This window comes from Collinsella sp. AM33-4BH, assembly GCF_003469205.1.
Lineage (GTDB): Bacteria > Actinomycetota > Coriobacteriia > Coriobacteriales > Coriobacteriaceae > Collinsella.
The window spans coordinates 227-20000 of the sequence record NZ_QSIN01000012.1; the positions used below are offsets into that span (position 1 = coordinate 227).

Annotated in this window: 17 protein-coding genes; 3 read left to right on the forward strand and 14 right to left on the reverse strand. The window is 61.5% G+C overall.

What is annotated here, in order from left to right; all coding sequences use genetic code 11:
• Nucleotides 1–172 precede the first annotated feature (172 nt).
• The 3 genes from groL to DW821_RS08515 all read right to left on the reverse strand — a co-directional run bounded on the left by groL (nt 173) and on the right by DW821_RS08515 (nt 4261).
• Nucleotides 173–1810, reverse strand: a complete 1638-nt coding sequence (gene groL, locus DW821_RS08505) for a chaperonin GroEL (protein WP_006234938.1) — start codon at nt 1808–1810, stop codon at nt 173–175.
• Nucleotides 1811–1906: 96 nt separating this feature from the next.
• Nucleotides 1907–2200, reverse strand: coding sequence for a co-chaperone GroES (gene groES / locus DW821_RS08510; protein ID WP_022094351.1), 294 nt, complete (start codon nt 2198–2200; stop codon nt 1907–1909).
• A gap of 423 nt (nt 2201–2623) precedes the next feature.
• The gene (locus DW821_RS08515) at nt 2624–4261 is read right to left on the reverse strand and encodes an amidohydrolase (RefSeq protein WP_233540738.1); all 1638 of its coding nucleotides are present in this window, start codon (nt 4259–4261) and stop codon (nt 2624–2626) included.
• A gap of 168 nt (nt 4262–4429) precedes the next feature.
• On the opposite strand from DW821_RS08515, the gene DW821_RS08520 reads away from it, so the two are divergent.
• Nucleotides 4430–5893, forward strand: coding sequence for a M20 family metallopeptidase (locus DW821_RS08520; RefSeq protein ID WP_118066485.1), 1464 nt, complete (start codon nt 4430–4432; stop codon nt 5891–5893).
• Nucleotides 5894–6033: 140 nt separating this feature from the next.
• Here the strand turns inward: DW821_RS08520 and DW821_RS08525 are convergent, their stop codons facing one another.
• The 11 genes from DW821_RS08525 to DW821_RS08575 form a co-directional block, all read right to left on the reverse strand.
• Nucleotides 6034–7332, reverse strand: coding sequence for a zinc-ribbon domain-containing protein (locus tag DW821_RS08525; protein WP_158567561.1), 1299 nt, complete (start codon nt 7330–7332; stop codon nt 6034–6036).
• 150 nt (nt 7333–7482) lie between these two features.
• Nucleotides 7483–8505 carry a YitT family protein gene (locus tag DW821_RS08530; RefSeq protein ID WP_118066489.1) on the reverse strand — a complete coding sequence of 341 codons (1023 nt, stop codon included), beginning with the start codon at nt 8503–8505 and terminating at the stop codon, nt 7483–7485.
• Between the two features lie 205 nt (nt 8506–8710).
• A complete protein-coding gene (locus DW821_RS08535; RefSeq protein ID WP_118066491.1) occupies nt 8711–9232 on the reverse strand; it encodes an Asp23/Gls24 family envelope stress response protein in 522 nt (173 codons plus the stop codon).
• Nucleotides 9233–9276: 44 nt separating this feature from the next.
• On the reverse strand, nt 9277–9654 hold the full coding sequence (locus DW821_RS08540; RefSeq protein WP_233502694.1) for a DUF2273 domain-containing protein: 378 nt from the start codon (nt 9652–9654) through the stop codon (nt 9277–9279).
• On the reverse strand, nt 9647–10192 hold the full coding sequence (locus DW821_RS08545; RefSeq protein WP_118066493.1) for a hypothetical protein: 546 nt from the start codon (nt 10190–10192) through the stop codon (nt 9647–9649). The genes DW821_RS08540 and DW821_RS08545 overlap by 8 nt, the downstream gene beginning before the upstream one ends.
• Nucleotides 10193–10358: 166 nt before the next feature.
• On the reverse strand, nt 10359–11165 hold the full coding sequence (locus tag DW821_RS08550; protein WP_055309449.1) for a YebC/PmpR family DNA-binding transcriptional regulator: 807 nt from the start codon (nt 11163–11165) through the stop codon (nt 10359–10361).
• A 165-nt stretch (nt 11166–11330) separates the two neighbouring features.
• Nucleotides 11331–13514 (reverse strand): DUF6020 family protein, encoded by a 2184-nt coding sequence (locus DW821_RS08555; protein WP_233553039.1) that lies wholly within the window; start codon nt 13512–13514, stop codon nt 11331–11333.
• Nucleotides 13515–13649: 135 nt separating this feature from the next.
• On the reverse strand, nt 13650–14471 hold the full coding sequence (gene lgt / locus DW821_RS08560; RefSeq protein WP_118066495.1) for a prolipoprotein diacylglyceryl transferase: 822 nt from the start codon (nt 14469–14471) through the stop codon (nt 13650–13652).
• A 109-nt stretch (nt 14472–14580) separates the two neighbouring features.
• Nucleotides 14581–14859: a NifU family protein gene (locus DW821_RS08565; RefSeq protein WP_035137589.1), complete on the reverse strand. Its 279-nt coding sequence runs from the start codon at nt 14857–14859 to the stop codon at nt 14581–14583.
• Nucleotides 14860–15029: 170 nt separating this feature from the next.
• A complete protein-coding gene (locus DW821_RS08570) occupies nt 15030–15554 on the reverse strand; it encodes a dCMP deaminase family protein (RefSeq protein WP_117584124.1) in 525 nt (174 codons plus the stop codon).
• Between the two features lie 81 nt (nt 15555–15635).
• Nucleotides 15636–16487: a type III pantothenate kinase gene (locus DW821_RS08575; RefSeq protein WP_117756879.1), complete on the reverse strand. Its 852-nt coding sequence runs from the start codon at nt 16485–16487 to the stop codon at nt 15636–15638.
• A gap of 192 nt (nt 16488–16679) precedes the next feature.
• Here DW821_RS08575 and DW821_RS08580 point away from each other — a divergent pair, with 192 nt between their 5' ends.
• Both DW821_RS08580 and DW821_RS08585 read left to right on the forward strand, forming a co-directional pair.
• Nucleotides 16680–18383, forward strand: coding sequence for an OPT/YSL family transporter (locus DW821_RS08580; RefSeq protein WP_117756878.1), 1704 nt, complete (start codon nt 16680–16682; stop codon nt 18381–18383).
• Nucleotides 18384–18598: 215 nt separating this feature from the next.
• The gene (locus DW821_RS08585; protein WP_117756877.1) at nt 18599–19738 is read left to right on the forward strand and encodes a DUF389 domain-containing protein; all 1140 of its coding nucleotides are present in this window, start codon (nt 18599–18601) and stop codon (nt 19736–19738) included.
• Nucleotides 19739–19774 lie beyond the last annotated feature (36 nt).

A 19774-nucleotide genomic window follows, 5' to 3' on the forward strand; every position in this document is an offset into this window, starting at 1 on the left:
AGGGAATCCGGGGGCGTGACGGGGGCTTCCCTCCGGAACATTCCGCAGGACGCAAAGAGGCTCCGCAGCGCGAAGCGCGATGCGGAGCCTCTTTGCATGTCCGAGGACGTTCCGGAGGGAAGCCCCCGTCACGCCCCCGGATTCCCGGTGGGAGTTCTAGACCTTGTCGGCCTTAGTACATACCGCCGCCCTGCTGACCAGCGGTAGCAGCAGCGATAGCGTCCTCAAGCTGAGTGTTTTTGGGCACATCGGAGACGGTAGCCTCGGTGATGAGGATCAGGCTGGCGACAGAAGCAGCGTTCTGCAGGGTGACGCGGCTGACCTTGACGGGGTCGAGGACGCCCATCTCGATCATGTCGCCCCACTCGCCGTTGGCAGAGTTGAGACCCTGGCCGGCGGGCAGCTCGGCAACCTTGTCGACCACGACAGCGCCCTCAAAGCCAGCGTTCTTGGCGATAGTAGCGACCGGAGCGGTCAGAGCCTTCTTGACGATATCGACGCCGATCTTCTCCTCGGGGTCGTCGATCTCGACAGCATCGAGCGCAGGAGCAGCGTCCATGAAGGCGACGCCGCCACCGGCGACAATGCCCTCCTCGACAGCAGCGCGGGTAGCCTGCAGGGCATCCTCGACGCGGTGCTTGATCTCCTTGAGCTCGGACTCGGTAGCAGCGCCGACCTTGATGACGGCAACGCCACCGGAGAGCTTGGCCAGGCGCTCCTGGAGCTTCTCACGGTCGAAGTCAGAGGTGGTGTTCTCCATCTCGCCCTTGATCTGAGCGATGCGGGCGTCGATGGCCTCCTTGGAGCCAGCGCCGCCGACGACGACGGTGTTGTCCTTGGAGATAGTGACGGACTTAGCGGTACCGAGCATATCGGCGGTGATGTCAGCGACCTTCACGCCCAGCTCGTCCAGAGCGGCCTGGCCACCGGTGAGGACGGCGATGTCCTCGAGGATGCGCTTGCGGCGATCGCCGTAGCCCGGGGCCTTGACGGCGCAGACGTTGAGAGCGCCACGAATCTTGTTGAGGACCAGGGTCGGCAGAGCCTCGCCGTCGATGTCCTCAGCGATGATGAGCAGGCCACGGCCGGCGCGCTGGACAGCCTCGAGAACAGGCATGATGTCCTGAACGCTGGAGATCTTCTGGTCGGTGATGAGGATGTACGGATCCTTCATCACGGCCTCCATGCGGTCGTTGTCCGTGACGAAATAAGCGGAGACATAGCCCTTGTCGAACTGCATGCCCTCGACGGTGTCGATGGTGATGTCGAACGTCTGGGAATCCTCGACGGTGATGACGCCGTCCTTGCCCACGACCTCCATGGCCTCGGCGATCTTCTCGCCGACCTCGGGGTCACCAGCGGAGATGGTGCCGACGGAAGCGATCTGCTCCTTGGTCTCGACCGGCTTGGCCTGCTTCTTCATCTCGGCGACGGCGGCGTTGACGGCCTTGTCGATGCCGCGACGGATGGCCAGCGGGTTGGCGCCAGCGGCGACGTTGCGCAGACCGTCGTTGACGATAGCCTGAGCGAGCAGGGTTGCGGTGGTGGTGCCGTCACCCACGGTGTCGTTGGTCTTGGTGGCGACCTCCTTCACCAGCTGAGCGCCCATGTTCTCGATGTTGTCCTCGAGCTCGATCTCCTTAGCGACGGAAACGCCGTCGTTGGTGATGGTCGGGGCACCGAACGTGCGCTGCAGAGCGACGTAACGGCCCTTGGGGCCCATGGTGACGGTAACGGCGTCGGCCAGAGTGTTGACGCCCTTGGCGAGCTTGGCGCGGGCATCGGTGTTGAACGTAATGTTCTTTGCCATGGTAGGTAATCCTCCAAAAGAAATGTGACTCGCGTCGCCGCTTCCGAGTCCTATGCGACGATCGCGTTCAAAGACGAATCAGAGATTCTGACGAGACTAGGCCTCGACGACAGCGTAGATGTCGTCGGCGCGCATCAGCAGATACTTCTCGCCGTCGACCTTGACCTCGTTGCCACCGAACTTACCGTAGATGACAACGTCACCGACCTTGACGTCCATGGGGATGCGCTCACCCTTGTCGTTGACCTTGCCGGCGCCAACGGCAACGATGGTGCCGCGCTGCGGCTTCTCCTGGGCGTTGCTGGCGATATACAGACCAGAAGCGGTCTTCTGCTCGGCCTCGTCGGGCTTGACCAGAACACGATCTGCAAGCGGCTTCAAAGACGACATGCTTGTCTCCTCCTTTTTGGGCCGCGTGGTTATGCCACGCGAATTAACCCTTTTTGTTTGCGTACGCGTTGAATGGTACCCACGAATGGCGGGTTATACAACACGGAGTCAAAAAATCTTATTTTTTGGCACTTAGATTTTCTGAATGCCGGGGGATAACCTAACGGTGGCTCCCGGGGCGGACCGGAGGGCATGTAGTTTGCTGCTCTACAGTCCTGCGCAAGACGGAAAGCACATTAAGTGCTTTCCTTTGCGTGCGGAACTCGCGACAAACTTCATGCCCTCCGGTCCGCCCAGGGAGCCAGGTTAACTAATTCGGGCCCGGCATTCAGAAAAGTCAGTGCAGCAAAATGGCGATGCAGATGGTGCGAACAAGAAAGGGGCACGTTGCAGAAACGCGCCCCTTATGGGTGGGGTATGGGGCTAGCGCTCGTAGATCAGGTTGCCGGCTAGGTAGGTGGCTTGGACTTTGGTGGCTTGGAGTTCTTGGGGGTCGATGGTGAGTGGGTTTTGGTCCAGGACTACCAGGTCGGCGTATTTGCCGGGTTCTAGGCTGCCGAGGTTTTGCTCGTCGCCCGCTGCATAGGCGCTGCCCAGGGTGTAGTTGCGCAGAGCCGTTGCCGCATCGATACGCTCGCTCGGCAACCAGCCGCCCTCGGGCCAGTGGCTTTTGGGGTCTTGGCGCGTAATAGCCGTGTAGAGCACGTTCATGCTGGTAACAGGCGTGATGGGGCTGTCGGTACCGAAGGCTTGGCGAATGCCGCGCTGCTTATAGGTTGCAAACGGCCACATGATGCGGCTGCGCTCCATGCCCAAATCGCGCTCGGGGCCGCCCGGATCGAGCGTGATGTGGCAGGGCTGGCTCGAGGCGACCACGTTGAGCTTGCGCAGGCGGTCGATGTCCTCGGGCAGGAGGTTCTCCAGATGCTCGAGTGTGTTATGGCCGTGCTGGGGCAGGCCGTACAGGTCGGCGGCCTCCTCGAAGATATCCAGCGCGGCATGAATCGCACCGTCGCCGATGACGTGGATACGCACAGTGTGGCCGCGCTCCGCAGCCGCCAGAACCAGCTTACGCATGCGCTCGGCAGGAACTGTCAGACGGCCCTGGTCGCCCGGGAAGCGCGGGTTGGTATAGGGCTCAGTGAGGTATGCGGTATGCTCGCTCGACACGCCGTCGAAGAACTGTTTAAAGCCTGGCGCCGAGAGCAGCGCGTTGTTCGCGTAGCGGGTCTGGAGTTCTTCCAAGCGCGACTGGTCATCCAGCAGCGTGGGAAACAGATGGGCGCGGATGCCCAGCTTGCCGGAGGCCTGCAGCTTGTCGTAAACATCGTCGCGAATAAAGTCGCAGCCCGGCATGGGCATGAGCGACATATCGCAGATTGAGGTGATGCCTTGCTCGGCCATACGCTTCATCTGGTCGGCGTAAGCGCTCGCGATGCGGTCCTCGCCCAGCCACTCCAGGCAGCGCGGCAGCAGCTGCATAGCAGCCGCCTCGTGGGCGATACCCGTAAGCTCGCCATTTGCATCTTTGTCGTAACTGCCACCCGCCGGAGGCTCGCTGTCGCGCGTAACGCCGAGCGCCTCGAGTGCGCGGCTGTTGAGCCACAGCGTGTGCCCGTCGCCCGAGTACATAACGCAGGGACGATCGGGAAATGCCGCATCGAGGGAGGCCTTGGTAGGGTGCTCGGGCGGATCCCAGCGGTAATCGCGCCAACCCTGGGTCACGACCCAGGCGTCATCTGGCAAGCCTTTGGAAAACTCGAGCGCATGCTGCACCAATGCTGCCTCGGACGCGCCCATATCCATGAGCATGTACGGCGAGGAGCCAACCGAAGTATGGAAGAAATGCAGGTGCGCATCGTGGAAACCGGGGCAGACAAACTGCTCGCCGTAGTCGATAACCGGCGTGGCGGCAGGCGCGGCGGCAATCACGTCATCGGGCGCACCGACTGCGACGATACGGTCGCCTGCGATGGCAATCGCCAGCTCGCGGGCGGTATCGATGCCGTCTTGCGCGGTAAAGACGTTCTTAGAGCGGATAATCCGATCGATATGTTGCATGGGCATCCCCATCTCTGGCAGGAAATTCAACACCCCCGAGTGTACTCCCCCGCCCTTGTAACAAAACCCCAAGCGGCAAACGGCAACTTTACCAGCCCTAGCGGCAGGTGGCATACTGGAGAGAGCCTGTACGATTTTGCGATCAACCCAGCAAGGAGCAAATCGACCATGACGAAGACCAAGGCACAGCAGATTATGGCGGCGACCGAGGCTCGCGCGGCTGACGACGTCACCGCAGCCATCAAAGATATCGCTACCGAGTTTGAACCCTATATCATCAAGCAGCGCCGCCACTTCCATAAGCACCCGGAGCTGAGCCTTGCCGAGGAGCGCACGACTTCTGACATCGCCAACCAGCTCGACGCCATGAATATCCCCTACGAGCGTCCCCTTAAGACGGGCCTTGTGGCAACCCTTCGCGGCACCGCGCCCGACGCCTATCGCGAGGACGGCACGCCGCGCCGCCGTATCCTGCTGCGCGCGGATATCGACGCCCTGCCCGTCACCGAGCAGACCGGCGAGGAGTTTGCCAGCGTCAACGAGGGCTGCATGCACGCCTGCGGCCACGACTGCCACATCGCCATGATGCTCGGCACGCTGCAAATCCTGCGCCATATGACCGACGACATCCACGGCGAAGTCCGCATCGTCTTCCAACCCAGCGAGGAAAACGGCCAGGGCGCCAAGCTCATGATCGGCACGGGCGTGCTCGACGGCGTCGATGGCGCCTACGCCGCGCACATCTGGAGTGAGGTCGACGCCGGCACCGTGAGCTGCGAGCCCGGACCGCGCATGGCCAATACCGACTGGTTCCGCATCGACGTCCGCGGCACCTCGTGCCACGGTGCCATGCCCCAGCGCGGTCACGACGCCGTTATGGTTGCCGCCGAGATCGTCAACGCTCTGCAGACCATCGTTTCGCGCGAGATCAGTCCCTACGAGCCGGCCGTCATTACCGTCGGCGAGCTGCACGGCGGAACCGCGCGCAACGTTATCGCCGGCACGGCCTACCTCGCCGGCACGGTGCGCACCTACGGCGATTCGACCCACGAGGAAATGCCGGAGCTCATGCGCCGCATCGTGGAGCATACCGCGGCCGCCTTGGGCGCCGAGGCAAAGCTCACCGACTACACCATCGCCAACTACAAGGTCGAAAACGATGCCGCCTCGAGCGAGCGCTGCCGCCAGGCAGTAATCAAATGCTTGGGCCCCACCGGCCAAGGCCATTACCGCGGCACGCTTTCGGGCGAGGATTTTTCGGAGTACCTGCGCCGCGTACCGGGCGTACTCGCCTTTGTTGGCACGCGCAACCCCCAGATTGGCGCCACGTACGCCCAACATTCTTGCTTCTACAAGATTGACGAGTCGGTACTGGCCAAGGGCTCCATGGTGGCCGCCCAGTATGCCATCGACTTTTTGGCCGAGCCCACGCAAGAGGAGCTCGACGGCCCCGCGATCACCGCGGTCGCCGAAACCAACCCCGACCTGGCAGCCAAACTGCGCTCTGCCAAGGCCACGGCCGCCGAGGCCCGCGACGCCATGCACGATGCCCGCACCGCCCGACACGCCGCAATCAAGGGCATCCACGATGCACGTGCCGCCGCTCGCCGCGAGGAGAAGCACGACGAGTAGTCGATTCGCGGCCATCTCGCAGTCATAGCCGCATCGCGATATCAAAGCGGGGGCGGACGCTTCGGCACGTCCGTCCCCGCTTATTTGTCAAGCGCTATTTCTACCGTTTCTACCCCGTCCCCAAATGGCAGGTGGCAGGGTTACTCGTCCTGCGGGTCCTCGTCGGAGCTTGGCGCAGGCTCGGGCTCAGGCGCAGGCTCGGGCTCCGGTTCCGGCATGGGCGCGGGCTCGGGCTCAGGCACGGGCGCGGGCGCGGGCTCAGGCTCAGGCTCAGGCTCGGGCTCGGGCTCGGGCGCAGGCGCCGCAGCGGAATCGGATACGGGCGCTGCGTCGGCGCTAAAACCAGCCGGAGCAGACTTCTTCTCAAACGGCAGCACAAAAGTCAGGACGTCGTCCTTGTCCTCGTCGGCCCACTCGCTTGCGTAGCGCGCAACCCAATAGCCAACGGCACGATGCTTGAGCATCTTGCCAAAGACCGTGAGGAATACCGTGACAAACGCCGTCAGCACCAAGAACAATACGAGCGTGATGCCACCGCCGGTAACAAGCGCCTCAATAGCCGAAGGACGGTAGTAGTAGCTATACATACCGACAGAGGCAATGGCGCCGAAGACGAGCGTCAGGATCCATGTGACAACGTTGGCGACCAGACCCGTCAAAAACTCGGGAAGGAACGAAGCGCAGAACAGTTTGGTCTTGTTGTGCTTAAAGGCCGCCCAGACCTTATCGAGCGAAAACGCGCTCTCGACACGACCGGTCACCGCAAAGTGCATCACGGCAATGTCGGCGAACATCTTAAAGAAGACCCCCAAGACCGCCGTGGCAATCATAGCCAGGACAAGCAGGCCAAGCGAGCCGAACAGCGCTGCCTCGAGTGCATAAGAGCCGTAATACGAATACGAGCCCGCGGCGCCAATTACCACGCTCTCCACCAGCGAAAGCACTACACCGATAACGGGAATGGCAGCGATAACCTCGAGCACGACCGAGATAACGCTCGAAAAGACTCCGAGGCCAAACGACGTGGAACGCATGAGTGGACGATCCATACCGTCATCAACCTTGAGCGACAGATCGCGACCCCACTCAATACCAAAGCCGGAACCACACACGCTCGCAATGCAAGCTGCCAAAAAGCCGATGGCAGCTGCAATGCCGCCAATAACGGGAATAAACAGCACGAGTACCGACACAACACAAATCAGCGCCGGTAAAAAGGCAATCTGGCACACGCGCTGCAGCACGCCCGGAGTCTTGGTCATATCCTCAAACGCCTGAGCCACACAGCCCTTGGACGCATTCGCCACGGGCGGTTGCGGAACAAACTGCTGGGGCTGACCCTGAGGGGCAGAGGCTGCGGCACCGGCATTGGGGGCACCACACGCGCCGCAGAACTTGTCGTTATCGCCCATGGGGGCACCACACTGCGAACAGAACATCGAGATCATCCCTTCGTATCTTGAGCGAATCATCTGGATCGCAAACGATGTCTTTGGCATCATTATCACCCAATGTGGGGACAAATACTCCAACATGACGCATTTGCAATGCGCAGGGCGCTATTCGATTGTTTGATGAGCTCGACCGCGTTAGTTCGTTCCGCGGAAGCCCTTGCCGACGATTTCGGAGCTATCGACGATGGTGATGAAGGCGCCAGGGTCAATCTCGCGGGTATAGCGGCGCAGTTGCACTGCCTCGCGACGGCTCAGCACGCTCATGATCACCGTGACGCACTTGCCCGAGAAGGCGCCATAGCCACGGCTGATCGTTGCCGTGCGGTTGAGATGCTTGACGATAAACTCCTCGACTTTGCGCGGTTCGGCGCAAATAATCGTGCAGACCTTGCGCAGGTGAATGCTCTCGATGGCCTTGTCGACCACAAGCGTCTTGGCAAACAGGCCGAGCACGCAGTACAGGCCGACGCGCGGGCCATACAGGAAAGCCGCGATGGTCACGATGCCGATATCGACCAGCAACAGTGCGCGGCCAATCTCGAGCGTGGTGCGGCGTTTGAGGATCATGGCAAGAATGTCCGTGCCACCCGTCGAGGCGCCAATGTCAAAGACAATAGCACTGCCGAGCGCCGGCAAGATAACGGCAAAACACAGGTCGAGCCACATATCGCCCGTCATCGAAACATCCGTCGGGAGGAAGAGCTCGAACAGCGAGACGTAGGCCGAAAGCGCAAACGAGGCAAAGACACTCCAAAGGATTGCCTTGCGCTCCAAAAAGATAAAACCCAGGATGACCAGGATCGCGTTGATAATCCACATAAAGACGCCGACGGGCAGAGTCGGGAACAGCGTAGAAAGAATGACCGACACACCCGAGGTACCGCCGAAGGCAAAGTGATTGGGCGTTTTGAAAGCCACGATGGCAAAGGCCGTGAGGATCAGGCCCAGGTTGAGCTCGGCAAAAAAGCGAGGAAAGCCTGGTTCCTGGCTGCGCTTGCGGCCGGCGCGCTCGCCTTGCTCAATAACATCGCGATCGACAACGCGCTCCATCGGCACCACCGGAGGACGATGCACCTCCTCGGCGGCACGCGACGCCGCCTCTGCCGCAGCGGCCTCAATCGCCCATGCCTTGCTTTCGGTCTCGTGTTCGTCGGCCATTACGGCAACCCCTCGTTAACAATTTGGAAACAATGCGCCCATTAGGGTAACGCGGAACGCGAAGATTGCAACCCTTAGTTAGACGAGCGGTATGCCCGCATCGGGGGCATACAAAGAACGGCCGGCCGCGCATGTGCATGCGCGACCGGCCGTTTGACGTTTACGCAGATAAAACCTGCCAAAATAAACATCCCTTTTTGGTAGGTTACTCGTGCTGGCTGGTACGGTGCTCGTACTCCTCGGGGGTGATGACATCCTCGATGCGCAGGTTGACGCCTGCCACCTCAAGGCCGGTCATCGCGGCAAGACGCTCGGTGACGCGCGCCTTAACGTCGTCAAAGATCGCAGGCGCATAGGCGCCGTACTCGATGATGACCGAGATGTTGACGACCACGCGGTTGTCGTCGGTGACCTCGACCGTCACGCCCTTGGTCAGGTTCTCGGCACCAAACTGCTCCTGCACAAAGTGCATGAGGTTGCCCTTCATGCCCAGAACGTGCGGCACCTCGCGGGTGGCCATGGCGACGATCTTCTCAATCACGCCGTTGGAATAGGTCAGCGAGTCCTCGGACTCGTCCGCCTCCTCGTCATCCTCGTCCGCCTCATCTTCGGACTCTGCCTCGACGAGCGCCTCGTCCTCGAGCGTTACGTCCTCCGCCTCGGCGGCGATGGCCTCATTCGCCTCGAGCTCGGTATCGGCCACATCGACCTTCGTGTTAAAAGCCATGGTTCCTCCTTATGCCTGCCACGGATGCGACAGTCGAATACATATTAGCGGCCGCTAAACAGACGGCCGAAGAAGTTAACGATACCGTTCTCGCCGTCGCGAATCTGGCCGATCACGGCGCCGATCAGCACAAAGAATGCGATGACAAGCGTGTCCCACAGGCCCAACGTAAGTACCAGCACGGCGAGGATAAAGCCTGCCACGGCGCCGAGCGTAGTGTTGGGGTGGCGCACGGCGTAGCTCCAGATAGCAGCGCCCGTACCTTTGATGAGACCCATGGCCTCGTCAAAGTCGTTGGCGGCGCTGTCGTGCTGCTCGCCGGCCTCGGGCTTGGTGTCGGCGGACTCGCCTGCCGGCATAGCGTTCTGATCGATCGTCAGGCGCGGCGTGCGGGCGGTCTTGTCTTGGTTGGTATCACTCACCGGAAACCTCCACGGTCTGGACGGTAGTCTTGGACGGCAAAAAGCGAACGCGCGCAGTCGTGCCCGGCGTACCGAGCATGGTGTCGCAGGCCCGCTCGATACGCTGCTGCATCGCAGTGGCAAGGGAAGCGACGTCTTTATCATCGAGCGCGATGGCTTCGACCTTAAAACGAACGTGCGATTCGTCGGAACCCTGAACACGCGCCTCGATATGCTCGACCATCACGCGGTCATCGCGTTCGGCAGCAGCGCGGGCACACGAGGAGAGAGCCGCGAGCGTGACCTCGATATTGCGCTCCCCTGCCGGATGCACGCAGGACGGCTCGCGGCGAGCAAACATCAGGCGGAAGAAGACCGCCAGCACGCCAAGCGCCACGACACCGCCGCACACTGTAACGACAATGCGCGGCATGGGGTCACGCATCAGCAGCATAAAGCGGTAGGTATATGGCCCCCAAAACTGGCAGACCAACGTGCCCAGCGCCACGACGGCGGCGGCAAGATATACGATCGCTAGGGCTCGTTTGAGCACGCGCATGCGGCGCTCCCTTCAAATCTCGATCCACAGAATGCAAAACGATTCGCATCATTATAAAAGAGCCGGGTCCGGTGCCATACGCACGCGGATCCGGCTCATCTATTCCACGAGGCTTGCATGCTCGCTTCATTATGCCCAGATATGCACGGCTTAACCCGTGCAGGCGCTACTCCTCCTCGAGGGCAGCGATGACCTCGTCGGTCATGTCCATGGTGCTGTAGACGTCCTGGACGTCGTCGAGCTCCTCGAGACGGTCGATGAGGCGCTGAACCTTCTTGGCGTCGGTACCGGAGACCTCGGTCGGGGTGGTCGGAACCATGGTGGTCTCGGAGCCCTTGACCTGGATGCCCTGCTCCTCGAGTGCCTTGGAGACAGCCATGACGTCGTTGGCAGCGGTCCAGACGATCCACTCCTCGCCGGCATCCTCGTAGTCCTCGCCACCGGCCTCGGCGATGGCCATCATGAACTCATCCTCGTCACCGGCAGCACCGTTGGCGATCATGGTCTCCTTCTTGGCATTCTCGTCCAGGATCTCCTTGGCGACGACAATCTGGCCCTTGCGCTCAAACTGGAAGGCGACGGAGCCGGAGGTGCCCAAGTTGCCACCAGCGTGGGAGAAGGCGGAACGGACATCGGCGGCAGTACGGTTGCGGTTATCGGTCAGGCAGTCGACGTAGACGGCGACACCGGCGGGACCATAGCCCTCGTACACGATGTTCTCGTAGACGGCGGCATCGGCACCCGAACCAAAGGCCTTGTCGATAGCGGACTTGATCTTGTCCTTGGGCATGGACTGAGCCTTGGCCTTAGCAACGGCAGCGGCGAGGCTGGCGTTGTTCTCGGGCAGCGGGTCACCGCCGAGACGGGCAGCAACGGTGATGTTGCGGCTCAGCTTGGAGAAGAGGGCGGAACGCTTGGCGTCCTGCGCGCCCTTACGATGCTTGGTTGTGGCCCACTTAGAGTGTCCGGACATACGTGTCTCCTATCGGTTTTGACCTAAAGCCCAGCGCAGATGCTCGGGCAATATAAACAAACGTCGTTATGATATACCTACTAGCCTGCGAGATAAACCCCAAAATGAAGGCGTCGTGATGATGCCATCCTTTGGTGCAAAGCAACCTGTCCCCTTTGCACCAAATTAGGACCAGAGGAGGTCGCTGCGAGTGATGGTGGCGCCGATGGCAAAGGGCATGCAGGCGATAACCGGATACAGGTAGCGCATATAGGTCGAACCGTTGCAGGGACCGATCAGACACACGGCGAGCACGCCCAGCAGCGGCACCCAAATGGCCAGCCCGCGCCACGAATGGCGGCGCAACAGGTAGACCACCACGGCGATCATAATCCACACGTAAGTAGCCGAGCTCATGGTGAGCGAGATAAACGGGATGCGCTGTACTGCCACGCGATACAGGTTGATCAGGTGGTCGCACCAGCGCACAACCTTGCTATCGACCGGATGGAAGTCAAAGTACTTGAGGTTATCGGGCTTCGCCATAATCTCGGCACTGCGCGCCGTGCTGTAGACCCACGCATCGCGGGCACTCGGATAAAAGTAGCCGTAGTAGTTATTGATGAGCGCCGAGATGTAGCACTCGGGATCCTTTTTGAACATCTGCGCCCAGACCTCAAAATAGGCCTTGATGTCCTCCTGCGAGGCGTACTCGTTAAAGCAATTTTTGACGGCGTCCGACTTATCCGGGTTGTAGCGGCGGCCCAGATTGTCGTACTTGAGCACACGGTCGATCACGGCACGCTCATCGTCGGTCACCAAGCCGTCGCGAGGAGCCTCCACGATAGTGCCGTCCTCCTTAACCGTAGGGTTGACACCCGAGTTGAGGCCGTCGTGCTTTTGGACGAAACGAGCCGTCTGCTGGAACGGAATCGAGAGGATTTCGCGCTTGGAACTAGGCGTAATGTCGTGCGCCGGCATAAACACCTTGGTGAAGTACATATTAGAGGCAAGGCAGAGTCCAAGCACCGCAAGAACTCCCATCCAGCGGAAACGCGGGATGGCGCCCGAAGGCGCAGCACCGGCCTGCTTGACTGCACGACGAGCCACATGCGCGTCCCATGCGCAAAACGCCGCCGCGATTACGCATGCCGCCAGGGGAAACACCAGGCCGCCGTTGCGCAGAAACGTGGAACCCATGGCACCCAGAGCGAGCAGCAGCCAGTCATGGCGCGCAAAGAGCACGGGCCTCTGTTCGCCCGCACGCTCGGCATTGGCATCGCGACGGGGCAGGCCGCAGGCCACGAGCTTCACGGTCTGCACCAACAGCACCAAAAACGCGTCGGTAAACAGCACATCTTTGGTAAGCAGGGCCGCGTAGTTGGAGAACATGGGCATAAACACAAAGAACAGCAAGATCACGCCGCGGATCGGCAAGCTCACGCCCAGCTTGCGCAGCGACGAGATGGAATAGGCCATGCAGGCGGCCGTGATGACGAACTGAGCGCAGGTGTAGATGGCAAGACCTGCGTTGGCACTGTTGAACAGTGAAAGCCCCAGCTGGACGCACGAACCGATGATAGCCGTGTGCACCACGGGGTGATGTCCGTTGAGCAACACATTGGGATTGAGCAGACGCAAGTAATCACTCGTGCCGTTGGGGTAGTTGAACCACTGGCGAATCTGCGCACCCGTATCTCCCATAAAAAGGCCGGGCAGCGAAGCGATAAGCGTGGGCGCCCAGGCGATCACAAGCACCAGGAAGGGCCCGGCAAAGGGATGGACCGAGAGCACGGCGTGAGCCACACGCCATACGCGGCCAAAGTGCGCTTCGGAAAACGGAATGCGCCGAGAGCTCAGCCAATCTAGACACTCAAAAGCCAGGTAGAAGGCAACGACCGCCAAGAGCATCCAGCCCGCACCGCCTATCCAGGCGCAGATGATGCGAGCCTTGTCGCCGAGTACGATCTCGGCAGAATCGGTGAGGTCGTAGCTGCGGCCAAACACCATGCAGACGGCAAAGAACAGCGACGGAAGGATCACCGAAGGACGCCAAGCATCGCCGCGGCCAAAGAATACGTAGCGAAACGGCAGAGTGAGCAGGCAGGCAAGCGCAAGCAGCATGACCGCGTCGGTATGGCCGGCAAACGAGAGGAGCACCTCGTAGCACACGTACAGCATGCCCGAGGCTTTGGGGTCAATCGCCAAGACTGCGTTGCTCGAGACCGGCGCGGGATCGATGGAAAACGCCGTGGTCGCCAACAGCGCGAGCAGAAATGCGATGAGCGTCTGCTTGGCGGGGTAGCGCTTAAACCAAACAATGCGAGCGGCGTCGCGCGCAGCTGTTGTGGAGAGGTCGGAATCCTTCACAGTCAAAAAAGCCTTTCTAGAAACCTGCCAAAAAGGGACAGGTTTATTTTGGCAGGTTTTATCTGGGAAAACGTTACGGTTCTGTCATTGTTGCCCAGCAAACCACCACAAAGGTGCCTGTCCCCTTTGTGGTGGTTAGACGTCCAGGTAGATACGCTGGGGACGATTGCGGTGTCGGGCGAAGATGATGAGCGCCAGGCCGGCGATCACGAGCGGCAAACTCAGCAGCTGGCCCATGGTGATAACGCCTCCCAGCAGATAGCCCAGCTGCGCATCGGGCACGCGCACAAACTCAATCAAAAAGCGAACGATGCCGTAGCCCATCACAAAGACGCCCATAAACGTACCCTGGGGCAGCAGCGGTTTTTTGCGACTGAGCACCTGCAGGATGCAAAAGAGCACAATGCCCTCTAGAAACGCCTCGTAGAGCTGGGAGGGATGGCGCGGCATATCGCCCGCGGTGCCGCCAAAGACCACACCCCAGGGCAGATCGGTCGGCTTACCCCACAGCTCGCCGTTGACGAAATTGGCGCAGCGTCCCAGGCACAGCGCCAGCGGAGCGCCGATAACGGCAAGGTCGGCGACGGTCCAGGCGTCGAGCTTATACATGCGGCACACGATGATGCCGCCCAAGATGCCGCCGACCAGGCCACCGTGGAAGCTCATGCCGCCCTCGTTGGTGGCAAAGATCTCGAGCGGGTGGGTCCAATAGTAGCCATCGCCGTAAAAGACGACGTAAAACAGGCGCGCGCCGATGATGAGGCCAAAGACCGCGCCGACCACGACGCTCGTCAGGTCATCAATCGTAATGTTGAAGCCCCAACGACGCTGCGTGCGGTACATAACGACCGCCGTGAGCAGAGCACCGACCACGTAGGCCAGGCCGTACCAGTAGATGGTGATGGGGCCCGCCGAGATCGCGACGGGATCAAGCATATGGTAGAGGTCGTTGAGCATATCGATCCCCCTGCTCCCTACATACAAATGCGGCCGCGGGCCTTACGCTCGCAGCCGCATATTTGGGCGTAACGTCTATGCGAAGCGTACCGTCCGCAGCTTTCGCATCTTAGAACGGCGCGTACTCGTCGTACAGGTCCTCGGCCTCGCCGGAAGCATTGACCTGCTCAACGCGGGTAACGCCGGGCACATGCTCCTTCAGGATGCGCTCGATACCCATGGAAAGGGTTAGCGAGCTCATGGGGCAGCCGGCGCAGGCGCCCTGCAGCTCCAACTTGACAACACCCTCGTCGTCGACGCCCACATACTCCATATCGCCGCCATCGGCCTGCAGGTTGGGGCGAATCTCTTCAAGAACCTTCTTAAGCAGCTCTTCGTTAACAGCCACAGGGGCTCCTTTCTCACAATAACGCGGGCACGCCCGCGGACAGGGGCTATGTTACTACAGCCATGTACCCGCTTAGGCGCCAGCCATGCGTGCGGACACGACTTTCACGAGCAGTCAATTTGGGACGGGGCTCTTTTGGCTGTTTTGCCGCCAGCTGGCGTTGGCACGCGCTACTGCCGAGCCTGTCCCCCGGTACCAATCTGGACATCGACGATGACCTGGCGGTAGCTGATGCCGCAGGAGTCGAGAATGCGGCGGCTGATACGGCCGTCATCGGTGTCGGCATATTTATTGTCGAGGTAGACGACCTCGCCCACGCCCACCTGCGCCAGGATCTTGGCGCAGTCGTGGCACGGGAACAGCGTGACGTAAACCGTGGAACCCTCGAGGTCCTTGAGCGAGCCACGGTAGTTGAGCACGGCGTTGGCCTCGGCATGGACCACGTAGTTGTGCTTGTCCTGCAGCGGGTCATCGCTCGTACCCCACGGGAAAAAGTCGTCGTTGAGCGCCGAGGGCGTGCCGTTGTAACCCACCGAAAGGATGCGGTGGTTGGTGCTGGCGATGCACGCTCCCACCTGCGTGTTGGGGTCCTTGCTGCGGCGCTGCGCGGCGATGGCCACGCTCATAAAGAACTCGTCCCAGCTAATAACGTCGCGGCGCTTGCCCGACGCGGTTTGATGAAGATCGTCCGACATGGCAGACACCTCCGCAATCGCAATAGTTTGGCCCATTGTAGCAGGTGAAAGGTGGGGGCGCTTATCCCACAGCCCCTCGCCCTACGCGCGGCGGGGCTTTTGGCTGATGCGGTAGAGCTCGGCGAGACCCCGCAACGTCAGCGCGTCGTCTACCGTCAGGCTATGGCCGACCAGCGCCGCAAGTGCCTCGGCATCGTCGCCGGTAATGACGATGGGCACATCGCCCTCCCCCGCGGCCTTGGTCGCGCGCATCTCGGCAAGCACCATGTCGAGCATTCCGTCGATGCGGGCTACCTCGCCCAAAACCACACCCGAGCGCATGGCCTCGCGCGTGTTGCGTCCGATGACGTGCGTTGGCGCCGAGGGCTCAACCTGGGGTAGGCGCGCTGCTGCCGCCGAAAGCGAACGGGCGCCGAGGGCCAGGCCTGGCGCGATAACGCCGCCCACAAAGGTACCGTGCGCGTCGATGACCTCGATATTGGTCGTCGTGCCCAGGTCAATCACGATGCACGGCGAGCCGTAGACGGCGCGGGCCGCCACGGCATCGGCGATGCGGTCGGGACCGATCTCGGCCGGATCGTCGTAGTGCACGGGTATGCCGGTCTTAAGTCCCGGCCCCACGGTGAGCACGCGCCCCGTGCAGGTGCGGGAAAGTGCCGCCTTCCACGGGCGCTCGAGCGCCGGGACTACACAGCTCAGCACGGCCGCGGCGGGTGCAAGCACCCCGGGCACACCTGCATCGGCGGCGAGCGCGCCCATGACCTGTACAAGTCGCATGCGTGCCTCGTCGGCCGTAATGCTCGACGGCGTCGTGATCTCGCATGTCGCAAGCGGACATTCCTGCGCCGCGGCCGAATCCTCTGCAAACAGGCCAAAGCGAATGAACGTGTTGCCCACGTCGACCGTCAATATATATGCGCACCCATTAAGCATCGTCGGCGCTCCTTTCGTCTGCCCAGCAGTATATCGCCTACCTAAACCAGTCATCCCAAAATGACTAGCTTGCGGCTATACTGGTGCGCGGTCGTTTGCGAGCTCACGCGGCGGCCCTTGGTAACCCGACTTCCCGCGCCGTATCCGTAACGGCGCTCCCGGGGGAAGCGGATATACGCAAAGGAGTTCTATATGAGCAATCCCTCGAACCGCGCTTCGATGCGCGGGCAACTCACGCTGCGCGGCGTCGTCATAGGCGTCCTTGGCTGCGTGATCATCACGGCAAGCTCGGCCTACACGGCCCTCAAGATGGGTGCACTCCCCTGGCCGATCGTCTTCGCTGCCGTCATCTCGCTGTTCTTCCTGAAGCTCATGGGCAACGCCAGCCTCAACGAGGCAAACGTCACCCATACCATCATGTCCGCAGGCGCCATGGTCGCCGGCGGCCTGGCGTTTACCATCCCGGGCGCCTGGATGCTGGGCTATGCCGACCAGATCAGCTGGCTCGACATGTTTATCGTGGCACTCGTCGGCACCATCTTGGGCCTGCTGGCAACGGCGCTCATCCACCGCCACTTTATCGTGGACGCCGCGCTGGAGTTTCCCACCGGCAATGCCGCAGCTCAGACACTGCGCGCCACCGAGGCCGGCGGCAAGACCGGCAAGCAGCTCTTTGGCTCCATGGCCATCGCAGGCATCTACAGCGTGCTTCGCGACGCTCTGGGCGTGGTGCCCAGCATGCTGTGCACGCTCAATATCCCCGGCGTGACCTTTGCCATCTATAACTCGCCCATGCTGCTCTCCATCGGCTTTTTGGTTGGCTTCGCCCCGGTTGCCTTCTGGTTTGCCGGCGCGCTGCTAGGTAACTTTGGCATCATCGTGGGCGGCACCGCTGCCGGTCTATTCGACGTTGTGACTGCGCAAGGCATCGTCAAATCGCTCGGCATGGGCCTCATGATGGGCTTTGGCGTCGCCGTCGTCCTCAAGGACATCCTGCCGCAGGTCGCCGGCATCGTCCGCGGTCTTGCCGCCGACAGCTCCACCGACACCGACGAGCAGTCGCTCATCTCGGGCTCCCTTAAGCTCGACGCCGGCATCATCGGCCTGGGCGCTGCCGCCATCGCCGTGATCGTCGCCATCGCGCTCGACCTTGGTCCCGTCCCGGCCGTCATCGTGACGCTGTTCACCTTTGTCACTACCATTATGAGCGCACAGAGCTGCGGCCAGACGGGCATCGACCCCATGGAGATCTTTGGCCTCATCGTCATGCTCATCGTGGCTGCCTTCGCACAGATCGCTCAGGTCAAGCTGTTCTTTATCGCCGGCATCGTAGCCGTGGCGTGCGGCCTTGCGGGCGACGTCATGAACGACTTTAAAGCCGGCGCCGTGCTGGGCACCAACCCGCGTGCACAGTGGATCGGCCAGGCCATCGGCGGCATCGTGGGCGCCCTGGTCGCCGCAGCCGTCATGGTCGCGCTCGTCACCGCCTATGGCCCGGACGCCTTTGGCCCCGACAAGAGCTTTGTTGCCGCGCAGGCAAGCGTTGTCGCCACCATGGTCTCGGGCATCCCAAGCGTGCCGTGGTTCGTTGGCGGCTTTATCGCCGGCATCGTCATGTACTGGCTCGGCATTCCGGCCATGATGATCGGCCTGGGCGTGTACCTGCCGTTCTACATGTCACTCACGGCATTCCTGGGCTCCTGCGTCAAGCTCGCCTACGACAAGTGGGCCGCACGCCGCGACGCCACTGCCGGTCTTTCGGACGAGGAGAAGGCTGCCAAGGACGCCGCCTTCCAGGAGCAGGGCCTGGTTGTCGCCAGCGGCCTGCTGGGCGGCGAGTCCATCGTCGGCGTTATCCTGGCGTTTGTCTCCGTGGGCTTAAGCCTGCTGGGGTAGGCCGAACAACAACGCACCAGCGCAGAGCGCGGGGTCGGAATCAAACCGGCCCCGCGCTTTTTTGTCTATTTGACTCTTATGATCCTCACGGCGTTTTAGCCATGTCGATTGTCCTGACTTCCAGGTCAACAAACCTTGTCTGACACCTCGCCTAACGCGGTGTAGAGTAAAGACGACAGACGCAAGAAGCGGCTCAGAAGCTAAACGAGGTAAGCATGGAACTCGACAAACAACAGATCAAGCGGCTGCGCGAGCGTCATCATCGTCGTCACGGTATACGCCCTGCACACAGCGAGGCCATGGAGAATGCCACCCGTTTCCTTAAGCAGGCGTTCAACATACGCGAGGGACGCGCGCCCTATCACGTGATTCGCAAGCGCTTTGTAAACGGGGCGCGCCTGACTGGCTCGCACTTATGCATCCTGATCATTGCCATGTTGATCGCGAGCATCGGCCTCGATATCGACTCGGACATTGCCATCGTGGGCGCCATGCTCATCTGTCCGCTCATGGGCTCGGTCCTTGCCATGGCATACGGCATCGCCACGCTCGACCGCGAGATTGCCGTCGAGGCAATTGCCGGCCTCGCGCTGCAGATGGTCTTTTGTCTAATCACGTCCACGCTGTACTTTAAGCTCTCGCCCCTTGGCACCACCACGGCCGCCATCATCGACAACTCGACACCGACTGTGTGGGACCTTGCCGTCGCGCTCGCGGGCGGCTTTGCGGGCGGACTGGGCAACTCGCGCGACCAGGAACCCGCCACGCTCATCGCCGGCGTGGCCGTGGCGACCGCGCTCATGCCGCCCCTGTGCGCGGCGGGCTATGGCATCGCCATCGCGAGCGGGTCGCTGTTTCTCTCGGCCCTCTACGAGTTTGGCATCAACGTCGTCTTTATCGCGCTGGCGGCCGAAGCCGTACTACTTCTTTTGCGCGTGCCGCTCAAGCGCGACCTCAACGGCGACGGCATTGTGACCGCCGAGGAAAATGCCGAGGTCGATGAGCTGTCACACAAGGTGCGCCGCCGCATCATCGTGGGTACGGTGATCTTTGCCATCCCCTGCATCGTCATGACCGCGGGGTCCATTGGCTCGGCACAGGCCGGCGTGCAGGACGGCTACGGCGTCACCGAAACCACGCGCGAGCTTGCCGCGGTGCTGCCGGGCTTTAAGGATTACACCGTTGCCGTCGAGACCTCGGCCACCGAAGGCGAGGAGGAGGGCCTTGTCGAGCGCGAGGTTGTCGCCCACGTGACGACAAGCGAGGCGCTTGGGGCACACGACCGCCGTGTAGCCCGCAAGCTCATCGACCTCAATGTGCCCGAGCTCGATCGCGTGGAGTTTGATGTGCAGTAATACGCGACGTGGGATGGATGCGCGCAGCCGCGAGTC